The 8802-nt window shown below is 64.2% G+C and carries 14 protein-coding genes, 1 tRNA gene and 1 pseudogene; 12 read left to right on the top strand and 4 right to left on the bottom strand.

All coding sequences use genetic code 11. From position 1 onward, the window contains the following. Positions 1-32: 32 nt before the first annotated feature. Together ACGHIZ_RS07450 and aroF are read right to left on the bottom strand one after the other, a co-directional pair. Entirely contained in the window at positions 33-947 is a 915-nt protein-coding gene (locus ACGHIZ_RS07450; RefSeq protein ID WP_225093656.1) for a prephenate dehydrogenase/arogenate dehydrogenase family protein, read from the bottom strand. 3 nt (positions 948-950) lie between these two features. Further along, positions 951-1973, bottom strand: coding sequence for a 3-deoxy-7-phosphoheptulonate synthase (gene aroF / locus ACGHIZ_RS07445; RefSeq protein ID WP_390447220.1), 1023 nt, complete (start codon positions 1971-1973; stop codon positions 951-953). A gap of 202 nt (positions 1974-2175) precedes the next feature. Between aroF and ACGHIZ_RS07440 the strand changes: the two genes are divergently transcribed. Together ACGHIZ_RS07440 and ACGHIZ_RS07435 are read left to right on the top strand one after the other, a co-directional pair. Then, a tRNA-Arg gene (locus ACGHIZ_RS07440) sits at positions 2176-2252 on the top strand. A 67-nt stretch (positions 2253-2319) separates the two neighbouring features. Next, a complete protein-coding gene (locus ACGHIZ_RS07435; protein WP_390447217.1) occupies positions 2320-2763 on the top strand; it encodes a hypothetical protein in 444 nt (147 codons plus the stop codon). A gap of 191 nt (positions 2764-2954) precedes the next feature. On the opposite strand, the pseudogene ACGHIZ_RS07430 reads toward ACGHIZ_RS07435, so the two are convergent. Both ACGHIZ_RS07430 and ACGHIZ_RS07425 read right to left on the bottom strand, forming a co-directional pair. Then, positions 2955-3647: pseudogene (locus ACGHIZ_RS07430) on the bottom strand (recombinase family protein); the annotation flags it as partial. Positions 3648-4182: 535 nt separating this feature from the next. Beyond that, a complete protein-coding gene (locus ACGHIZ_RS07425; RefSeq protein WP_118205812.1) occupies positions 4183-4404 on the bottom strand; it encodes a helix-turn-helix domain-containing protein in 222 nt (73 codons plus the stop codon). A gap of 138 nt (positions 4405-4542) precedes the next feature. Here ACGHIZ_RS07425 and ACGHIZ_RS07420 point away from each other — a divergent pair, with 138 nt between their 5' ends. From ACGHIZ_RS07420 to ACGHIZ_RS07375, 10 genes are all read left to right on the top strand, one after another. Further along, positions 4543-4746: a helix-turn-helix transcriptional regulator gene (locus ACGHIZ_RS07420; RefSeq protein ID WP_118205811.1), complete on the top strand. Its 204-nt coding sequence runs from the start codon at positions 4543-4545 to the stop codon at positions 4744-4746. A gap of 75 nt (positions 4747-4821) precedes the next feature. Further along, positions 4822-5214 (top strand): hypothetical protein, encoded by a 393-nt coding sequence (locus ACGHIZ_RS07415; protein WP_390447214.1) that lies wholly within the window; start codon positions 4822-4824, stop codon positions 5212-5214. An 89-nt stretch (positions 5215-5303) separates the two neighbouring features. Beyond that, entirely contained in the window at positions 5304-5543 is a 240-nt protein-coding gene (locus ACGHIZ_RS07410; RefSeq protein WP_390447211.1) for a hypothetical protein, read from the top strand. Further along, positions 5536-5874 carry a hypothetical protein gene (locus tag ACGHIZ_RS07405; RefSeq protein ID WP_390447208.1) on the top strand — a complete coding sequence of 113 codons (339 nt, stop codon included), beginning with the start codon at positions 5536-5538 and terminating at the stop codon, positions 5872-5874. The genes ACGHIZ_RS07410 and ACGHIZ_RS07405 overlap by 8 nt, the downstream gene beginning before the upstream one ends. Then, positions 5867-6235 (top strand): hypothetical protein, encoded by a 369-nt coding sequence (locus ACGHIZ_RS07400; RefSeq protein ID WP_390447205.1) that lies wholly within the window; start codon positions 5867-5869, stop codon positions 6233-6235. The genes ACGHIZ_RS07405 and ACGHIZ_RS07400 overlap by 8 nt, the downstream gene beginning before the upstream one ends. Positions 6236-6237: 2 nt before the next feature. Then, a complete protein-coding gene (locus ACGHIZ_RS07395) occupies positions 6238-6450 on the top strand; it encodes a hypothetical protein (RefSeq protein WP_161160804.1) in 213 nt (70 codons plus the stop codon). Beyond that, positions 6450-7343, top strand: coding sequence for a DUF1351 domain-containing protein (locus tag ACGHIZ_RS07390; RefSeq protein WP_390447202.1), 894 nt, complete (start codon positions 6450-6452; stop codon positions 7341-7343). Before ACGHIZ_RS07395 ends, ACGHIZ_RS07390 begins: the two co-directional genes overlap by 1 nt. Positions 7344-7397: 54 nt before the next feature. After that, on the top strand, positions 7398-7901 hold the full coding sequence (locus tag ACGHIZ_RS07385) for an ERF family protein (RefSeq protein WP_390447199.1): 504 nt from the start codon (positions 7398-7400) through the stop codon (positions 7899-7901). A gap of 3 nt (positions 7902-7904) precedes the next feature. After that, positions 7905-8252, top strand: coding sequence for a hypothetical protein (locus tag ACGHIZ_RS07380; protein WP_118205802.1), 348 nt, complete (start codon positions 7905-7907; stop codon positions 8250-8252). Then, entirely contained in the window at positions 8249-8773 is a 525-nt protein-coding gene (locus ACGHIZ_RS07375; protein WP_390447196.1) for a single-stranded DNA-binding protein, read from the top strand. Before ACGHIZ_RS07380 ends, ACGHIZ_RS07375 begins: the two co-directional genes overlap by 4 nt. Positions 8774-8802: the final 29 nt, after the last annotated feature.

The following is an 8802-nucleotide window of genomic DNA, read 5'->3' as shown; positions in this document are numbered from 1 at the left end:
TTCGGTCCTTTCGACCTGGCGTGATAGGTGGTCTAGTGGGAGGTCTCGTCGTCGAGCGCGCGCTTAATGCGGTCGCCCTCGGCAAGGAGATTCTCCAGATAGCGCTGGTCGCGGTCCTTGAGCGCACGGCTGTAGGCGCCGAGCGATTCGATCAGATGGTCGATCTCGTAGGCGAGCGCGTCGGCGTCGTCGATCATGAGCTCGGACCACATTTGCGGGTTGAGGTGCGCCACGCGGGTGAGATCGCGGTAGCTACCGGCCGAAAAGCCGTGGTGGACCTGGGCGGTGGGGCTTTTGACGTAGGCGTTGGATACCACGTGCGCAAGCTGGCTCGTAAACGCGATGACGCGGTCGTGCTCGGCGGCGCTGGTCACGCTGAACTTGCCAAAGCCCAAGGGGCGCACCATCTCGCGCACCTGGCCCAAAAGCTCCAGCTTGAGCGCATCGTCTACCGCGGGCGGTACGAGCACCAGCGGGGCGCCCTGGAACAGGTCGGCACGAGAGTTAGCGTAGCCCGAGAACTGGGTGCCCGCCATGGGGTGCGCGCCCACAAAGTAAAAGCCGTGCTCGCGGGCAAGCTCAAAGGCGCGCTCGCACACGATGCCCTTGACGCCCACCGTGTCGATCACCACGGGGCCCATGATGGCCTCGGTGTCGGTGGCGTCGGCGAGTGCCCGGGCATGCGCCTCGAGCCACTCGATGCAGGCCTCGGGGTAGCAGGCAAGGACGATGATGTCGCATTCGCCGAGTGTCTCGTCGTTGAGCTCTCCGGCGACAGTGCCCATGCTGGCGGCCGTCATGACATCATCATCGGGGTCCCAGGCCAGCACGCGGACGCCCGTCTGCGCATAGCCGCGGGCAAAGCTGCCGCCGATGAGGCCCAGGCCCACGATGCCCGCGCATTTGGGACCGCCCTGGTTAACGCGCGCGTTTCTCACCGTACCCATGGGCTACTCCATGGTCTCTTGGCAGACGACCTCGCGGATGGCGCGAATGCGGCGCATGGCGTCGTCGAACTGGTCGGGGGTGAGGGCCTGAGCGCCGTCGGACCATGCGCGGCTGGGCTCGTCGTGGACCTCGATCTCCAGGCCGTTGGCGCCGCAGGCGGTCGCGGCGAGCGCCATGGGCTCAACGTAGCGGGTGTAGCCGGTGGCGTGGCTGGGGTCGGCGACGACGGGCAGGTGCGACAGGTGGTGCAGCACCGGCACGGCGTTGAGGTCGAAGGTGTTGCGGGTGCGGGTCTCGAAGGTGCGGATGCCGCGCTCGCACAGGATAACGTTGTCGTTGCCCTCGCTCATGATGTACTCGGCGGCCATGAGCAGCTCGTCGATCGTGCCGGACATGCCGCGCTTGAGCAGAATCGGGGTCTGGGTCTTGCCGACCTCCTTGAGCAGGGGGAAGTTCTGGGCGTTGCGGGCGCCGATTTGCATGACGTCAATCTTCTTGTCAAGGAAGACCTGCACGTCGCGTGGGTCCATGATCTCGGTGACGATCGGCATGTCGAGCTCGGCGGATGCCTCGCACAGCAGGTCCAGGCCGGCGGGACCCATGCCCTGGTAGGCGTACGGGGAGGTGCGGGGCTTGTAGGCACCGCCGCGCAGCATCGTGGCGCCGGCGGTCTTCACGCGGCGGGCGATGCGGATGAGGTTCTCGCCCTCGACGGAGCAGGGGCCGGCGATGACCTGGAACTGGTCACCGCCGATTTTGACGCCGTGGCCGCAGTCGATGACGGAGTCCTCGGGGTGGAACTTGCGGTTGGCACGCTTGAACGGCTCGGAGACGCGCTGCACGCGCTCGACGACGTCCATGGACTCGAGCAGGAACGGGTCGATCTTGGTCGTGTCGCCCACCAGGCCGATGATGGTCTCATTCTCGCCGCGCGAGACATCGGTCTTCAGGCCCTTTTTCTCAATCCAGCTGACGATATGGCCGACGGCCTCGTCGCTGGCGCTCTGCTTTAAAATTGCAATCATGGTGTGCCTCTCACCTCGATGGATAACTTTTGCAAAAACGGCCCGCATCGCGAGCCGTGTATATGGTGCATGTGAGTTTATACTATCTGACTCGCTTTTGCCTTCTAAAGTGGGCCGTTGCGCCTCGTCTCCCACGGAATTGCAAAGCTTTTTCTTTTATTTTGATAGCCCGTGGCGCACTTGGGTATAATGCCAAACGTTGGCCCTATTAGCTCAGGGGATTAGAGCGTCTGCCTCCGGAGCAGAAGGCCGTTGGTTCGAATCCAACATGGGGCACCATTCCAATTTTGCTCGAACCCGCTGGATGTCCAATCTGGCGGGTTCGCCCTTTTTATCGTAGTTCAGCGTGACCAGTATCTCGTCCTCCGAGACGACCGCCTGCCACACGAATGCCTTCAGCAGCGTCGCGTCGTCGAGTGCCGTCCCGCACTGCAGGAAGTCGGCGAAGCGCTCCGGGTCTATCCTCTCGTCCGTGATGGCCTCGAGGTCGTACCTCGCTCGCGCCTGCTGCTCCTCGAGCTCGGCTATGCGCTCGTTCACGCCCGGTGCTATCACGCCCTGCTCGATGGCGTTGAGGATGTTCCTCAGGCCCCTCTCGGCGGCCCTGAGCGAGTCCTCGGCCTGCCTGCGACGCGCCCGCACCTCGGCCGTGTCCGCGCGCTCCGCTACCATGTTGGCTATCTGCAGCGCCTCGCCGCGGTCGCCGAGCAGCCCGCGCAGCGCCGAGGCTATGGAGCCCTCGAGCTCCTCGCGCCTGATGTTGCGGACGCACGACCCCGGGCAGCTGTAGTACTCGTACTTCACGTTGTTGCGGCCCCTGCCGCTCACGCCCTGCAGGTTCCTGCCGCATTCCGCGCACAGCGCCGTCCCCGCGAGGGCGAAGTCGCCCCAGTTCTCGCTCGAGCGCTGCTTGCGGCACTTGATTCCCTGGACCTCCATGAACGTCACCTCGTCCACTATCGCCGGCATCCCGCCCTCGCGGACGATGCCTCCCCACTCGTACCTTCCCGTGTACCTGCGGTCACGCAGCATCTGCTGCACCATTGCTTGGCCGCACGGGTTGCCCTTGCGCGTCCTGAGGCCGCGCCGCGCGAACTCGCGCGCTATCGCGTTCATGGACATGCGCTCCAGCCTCAGCGCGAAGGCCTCGCGCACCCACGCCGCCTGCGCCTCGTCGACCTCGTACTCGTCGTCCTCGTTCCTGCGGTATCCGAAGATGCGCACGCCGTTGGTCTTGCACTTGAGGGCGTTGCCCTCCATTCCGCGCTTGGTCCTGATGGCGGTCTTCCTCGACTCGCAGGCGGCGAGCCCCTCGAGCAGCTTCTCGTAGATGATGCCCTCCGGGCTGTCGGGTATCTGCTCGAGCGCCGAGACCAGCTTGACGCCGTGCGTGGCGAGCTCGCGCTTGTATATCGGCGCGTCGTACTCGCCGCGGCTGAATCTATCCATCATGTAGACGAGGACGATCTCGCTCTCGCCGGCGTTGGCTATCATCCGTTGGAACTCGGGGCGGTCGTCGGTGCGACCCGACACGGCGCGGTCGCAGTACTCCGCCGCGACCTCGTAGCCCTCGCGCGCGCACCACTCGCGGCAGACGCGCAGCTGATCCTCGATCGAGGCCTCGCGCTGCCTGTTGCACGAGAACCTCGCGTATATCACTGCCTTCTTTGGCATAATGTAGAAGCCCCCTCAAGTTGTGAGTTTGCAAAGATGCTTGGGCGGTTGGATGCCCCGTCGGCTAAAGCGGTACCAGCGCTGCCGACGGGGCTCTTTTTATATATATGCGCCATAAGGTGCGACGCAAATGCTGTAACTGTCGCTAATGGTGAAGCCGCGCGCGTAATCGCGGCACGGTGGCATAGAGAAAGCCCGGTATGTCCGATTGAACATGAAGTCGTGCTCCTCCATTTTCTTCGCGCTTATAGTGCCAAGCAAGGTACCGTCCTCGTCTAGTATTACAGCGGCTCCATCCTCAACTTCCCAATGCGGTGGCATGTTCCTCTTCGTTTGCCGCTTAAGTTTGACCGAAAACGGTGCGAATGGCTGGTGAGTGGACAAAGCGTCTTCAAATGCCGTATAGCTGTGGGTGTATAGGCAGTCACTCGCTAGCGCCCAGAGGGCGAACGGCACGTCCATTGGCGGCTGTCCAGCTCCCTGCTGAGCCTTTGCCGCCGTTTTGCTCATTGACTTTTTAAAAAGTCCCATAAAGCTATTCACCGTCCTCGTATGATTCCGCGCGCTCGAGTAGCTCGTCGACCGTGATACCCATCGCGTGCGCGATCTTGTAAACAATGCTTGCCTTGGGATCTTTTATCTTCCCACTGAAAATCTGGGAGACGTGGGCGTCGGATAACCCAGAAGCCCTGCAAACGTCGGCCTGCTTCATGCCGCGCTCGCCAAGATAGTCAATCAATGCGCGTGAGAGCTGCATTTGTAGCTCCTCTCCATCTAAAGACTGTACGAATAAATCCTAACAGAAATTAGGAAAACTTCAACATTCTATTGATTCCTAATGTGCATTAGGTTACTGTATCCAATGTACCTAATGTAGATTAGGAAGGAGGTACGGATGAACAGCCTTCAAGGACTGGTGGCGGCCCGAGTTGCGGAGCTGAACATTACTAAGCAGAGTCTTGCCGACGCTGTCGGGGTATCGCTCGTCACCTTCAACAAGAAGGTATGCGGCGAGTCTGACATCACCATCACAGAGGCACGAAAGCTCGCAAAGGCTATCGAGGTGAGCAGCGATGAAGTCTGCCGACTCGCGCCATAGCGAAAGTAAGCCCAAGACCCCGCGCGAGATAGCGCTCGACACCATGTGCTCGACGCTTCGGGCGGCGTACCGGGAATGGGAGAGGAAGGAGGGGAGCAAGAGACAGTGAGGCAATGGTCGACACGTGAGATCCGGTACCTGAAAGAACACGCCGGCGACGGCGCCAAGGAGATAGCCAAGGCGCTCGGACGGACTACCGAGGCCGTGAAGCTCCAGGCGAGGAAGTGCGGCATATCGCTCCGGCAGCGCTGGATGTGCCCGAAGTGCGGGCGCATGACGTTCAAGCCGCTGAACAAGGCGAACGGCTGGTGCGCGGAGTGCACGAAGGAGGGCCACGTGGCAGACCTCAGGGAGCAGGCCAGCGCGATGCGCGAGGAGGCTGCGAGGTCCAAGCGGAACGACCGCGAGCGGCAGAGGTGCTACAGCGCCAAGAGCCGCGCGAAAAAGTCCCAAAAATATAGACCCTAAAAAACACCCTAGCCCTGACCTGCGGAAATATCAGAAGGGAACACAAGATGTACACATACAAAGAAGCGAGCGCCCCCAGCTACCAACTTGTGAGCACTCGCCGAAACAGCCCCAGACATGAGGCTCAGACCATCATAGCACCCAAGTCATACCGACCGACCGTCCGCGAGCAGCTCGACTCCGATGCGTTCAGGGCGGGGGCCATGGTCGGCTTCATCGCCGCCGCGGTCCTGTTCGCGGCGATCCTGACCGTCTTCGTCCTCCCGACGATGGGCGGCGCGGTCCAGGCTGCCAAGGCCGCATGCGCTGCGGGGGCCGTCAATGCGTAACGACGAGAGATACCGCCAGAAGCCGATGAGCAACCAGCTCGAGATATTCGGCCTCGGCGCGGACGGCGAGCAGGACATGGCCGAGGCGCGCACATGGATAGGCGAGCACCCGCGGGCGTGGGACTTCATGGTCGAGCAGGCCACCCGCCTCAACCGCAAGGGCTACGTCTCGATCAACTACCTCATCCACATGGTGCGCAACGAGCTGCACGTCGGCGTGAAGAACGGCCTCGCGCCGAGCCTCGCCCGCATCATGGAGGCGCGCTACCCGCACCTGAGGCACGCATTCAACAAGCACCGCTCCAAGAGCGACGGGTTCGTCGATGAGTAGGAGCAAGAGGACCGCCATGGACGCGGGCACGAGGTTCGAGCGCCTGGTCGCCGACTACCTGGCCGGGAGGCTGGGGGCCGACATCGACAGGCAGGTCAAGACCGGTTCCAAGGACACGGGCGACATCCGCGGCGTGTCGATGGCCGGGCGGGGCATCGCAATCGAGTGCAAGGACTACCAGGGAAGGCACGAGCTGCCCAAGTGGCTGCGCGAGGCGGAAACCGAGCGCAGGAACCGCGGGGCCGACTACGGCGTTGTCGTCTGGAAGCGCCGCGGGACCGCCATCCCCGGCGAGCAGTTCGTGACCATGACATTGGAGACGTTCGCGGCGATGCTCGCGGGCGCAGACGGAGAGGAATAGCAATGGAGAGCACAAACATACCGGTGGAGATCGAGGCCAAGTTCAAGCAGGCCACCGTGAAGGGCGGCGTCGCCGTCCTTCAGTTCGAGGTCGACACGGAGGACAGCGCGGCGTTCGACGCCATCCGCAAGAGCGGCGAGGAGGTCTGGCTGTCCATCCAGAGCAAGCAGCCGCAGATCCTGTTCGTGAGCCACGACGGGGAGGTGACCGAGTGATGTCCGAGAAGAACGGGGCCGAGGAGGTCGTCGCCGAGGTCATCGAGGAGCAGGGGGCGTCCGACCTCGTCGTCACGTACTCGCCGTCCGTCATCAGCGCCAACTTCGACGCGCTGGAGGCCCACGTCCGCGCGAAGGTCGCGGACTACGAGGGCGCCAAGTACGACTTGACCAAGGACGACTCCATCAAGGAGGCGAAGCACGACCGCTCCTACCTCAATGGGCTCAAGTCCGAGATAGAGGAGCGCCGAAAGGCCGTGAAGCGCGAGTACAACAAGCCGCTCGCCGCCTTCGAGAAGCGCTGCAAGGAGATCACATCCATCATCGACGGCGCGTCGGACGGCATCAAGGCGCAGCTCGACGAGGCGGAGGAGAGGCGCAAGGCGGGCGCGAGGGCCGCACTCGAGGCCCACTACAGGGAGTTCGCGGAGCTCCTCTCGCCGGTCGTGCCCTACGAGCGCCTGCACGACGACAGATGGCTCAACAAGTCATTCGGCGAGGCGAAGGCCAAGAAGGCCCTCGAGGACAAGGTCTCAGCCGTCGCGCGCGACTGGGACACGCTCAAGGCCCAGCGCGACTCCATGGCCCACTACGAGGTCGCCGAGCGCGAGCTGTTCCGCACGCTCGACCTTGGCTCGGCGCTCAACGCCGCCCGCGCCGCCGACGAGGAGGACGCCCGCATCGCCGCCATGCGCGAGGCGGTCGAGCCCGAGCCCGCGCCGCGTCCCGCGACGAGGCGCCAGGCGGAACCCGCCGCCGCGGCGCGCCCCGAGCTGCACTGCGCGTGGACGGTCGAGATCCCGTCCGCGACCCGCTCGCAGATGGAGCTGCTCGCCGCGGCGCTGCGCGAGCGCGGCATCACCGGCACCATCAAGTGCAAGGGGGTGTGCTAGATGGCCGACGAGGAGATGACGCTCTCCCAGGCGATAGCCAAGGTGCAGCGCTCCGTGACAGTCCCCAAGGCGCGCTACAACGCATTCGGGAAGTTCAGCTACCGCTCGTTCGAGGACATCGTCGCCGCGCTCAAGGAGCCCTGCAAGGAGGCTGGCGTGGCGTTCACGCTCCAGGACGGCATCTGCAAGGTGGGCGACCGCTACTACGTCGAGGCGACGTGCACGCTGTTCTTCGAGGACGGGCACGGCGATACGAGGGAGTTCAAGGCCTACGCCCGCGAGGCGGAGCACAAGAGCGGCTCCGACGACGCGCAGGTGACCGGGATGGCGTCGAGCTACGCGCGCAAGTACGCGCTCTGCGGGCTGTTCGCCATCGACGGGCAGAGCGATCCGGACGCGCTCTCGGACAAGCCCGAGAAGGAGCCGCCCGAGAGCGGCGGGTTCACGGCGAAGTGCAAGGCCTGCGGCACGGCCTACACCTTCGAGTCGAAAGAGCAGTACGAGGAGTTCAAGAAGCACCCCGGCTGCTGCGCCACGCCGACGTGGCGCGTCCTGTAGGCCATGCAGGACATGTACGCGCAGCGCGAGGAGCTGTTCGAGCGCCTCATGGCGGAGCTGGACACGCTCAGGCGGACGGGCCAGCAGTACGCCGAGAACGAGGCCGACTACCGCAAGGCCCTGCGCATCGCCATCCTCGAGGAGCGCTCCAAGGGCACGCCGGTGACCATCATCGGCGACCTGTGCCGGGGGCGCGAGGAGATAGCCGAGAAGAAGCAGCTGCGCGACTGCGCCGAAGCTCTCTACAAGGCATCGAGCGAGGCGATCATGGCCCTCAAGCTGCGAATCAAGACCGTAGACGCCGACATCCAGAGGACATGGACGAGCGGCGGAGAGGAGACATACAGATGAGCATCAACAGAGTGGTGGTGTCGGGCAATCTGACCCGAGACCCCGAGCTACGCGTCACGCCGGGCGGCACGCAGGTGCTGGGCTTCGGCGTGGCCGTCAACGACCGCCGCCGCAACCAGCAGACGGGGGAGTGGGAGGACTACCCCAACTTCATCGACTGCACCATGTTCGGCAACCGCGCCGAGGCGCTCTCGCGCATCCTGCACAAGGGCATGAAGGTCGCCATCGAGGGGAAGCTGCGCTACAGCTCCTGGGAGGACAAGAACGGGGGCGGCAGGCGCTCGAAGGTCGAGATCATCCCCGACGAGGTCGTCCTCATGAGTCTGAACCCCAACGGCCAGCAGGCCTCGCAACAGTACGCGCCGCAGGGATACCAGCAGCAGTACGCGCCGCAGCAGGCGCCGCAAACCGCCCCGCAGGCGTATGTCCCGCAACCGGCGCCCCAGCAGCCCGCGCCGCAGTGGAGCGCCCAGCAGGCCTACCAGCAGGCCCCGCAGGCGGCTCCGCAGCGACCCCAGTAGGCACCGCAGGCCGCCCCGCAGCCGGCACC

Source organism: Collinsella sp. i05-0019-G5 (assembly GCF_042851345.1).
GTDB lineage: Bacteria > Actinomycetota > Coriobacteriia > Coriobacteriales > Coriobacteriaceae > Collinsella.
Note: the sequence above shows the minus strand (reverse complement) of the source record. Positions and strands in the feature narration are given on the sequence as shown.

What these genes read in the sequence shown, in the direction of transcription:
- ACGHIZ_RS07450 (WP_225093656.1), bottom strand. Translation starts at nt 947, where the DNA reads ATGGGTACGGTGAGAAACGCGCGCGTTAACCAGGGCGGTCCCAAATGC.
- aroF (WP_390447220.1), bottom strand. Translation starts at nt 1,973, where the DNA reads ATGATTGCAATTTTAAAGCAGAGCGCCAGCGACGAGGCCGTCGGCCAT.
- ACGHIZ_RS07425 (WP_118205812.1), bottom strand. Translation starts at nt 4,404, where the DNA reads ATGCAGCTCTCACGCGCATTGATTGACTATCTTGGCGAGCGCGGCATG.
- ACGHIZ_RS07420 (WP_118205811.1), top strand. Translation starts at nt 4,543, where the DNA reads ATGAACAGCCTTCAAGGACTGGTGGCGGCCCGAGTTGCGGAGCTGAAC.
- ACGHIZ_RS07415 (WP_390447214.1), top strand. Translation starts at nt 4,822, where the DNA reads ATGGGAGAGGAAGGAGGGGAGCAAGAGACAGTGAGGCAATGGTCGACA.
- ACGHIZ_RS07405 (WP_390447208.1), top strand. Translation starts at nt 5,536, where the DNA reads ATGCGTAACGACGAGAGATACCGCCAGAAGCCGATGAGCAACCAGCTC.
- ACGHIZ_RS07400 (WP_390447205.1), top strand. Translation starts at nt 5,867, where the DNA reads ATGAGTAGGAGCAAGAGGACCGCCATGGACGCGGGCACGAGGTTCGAG.
- ACGHIZ_RS07395 (WP_161160804.1), top strand. Translation starts at nt 6,238, where the DNA reads ATGGAGAGCACAAACATACCGGTGGAGATCGAGGCCAAGTTCAAGCAG.
- ACGHIZ_RS07390 (WP_390447202.1), top strand. Translation starts at nt 6,450, where the DNA reads ATGTCCGAGAAGAACGGGGCCGAGGAGGTCGTCGCCGAGGTCATCGAG.
- ACGHIZ_RS07380 (WP_118205802.1), top strand. Translation starts at nt 7,905, where the DNA reads ATGCAGGACATGTACGCGCAGCGCGAGGAGCTGTTCGAGCGCCTCATG.
- ACGHIZ_RS07375 (WP_390447196.1), top strand. Translation starts at nt 8,249, where the DNA reads ATGAGCATCAACAGAGTGGTGGTGTCGGGCAATCTGACCCGAGACCCC.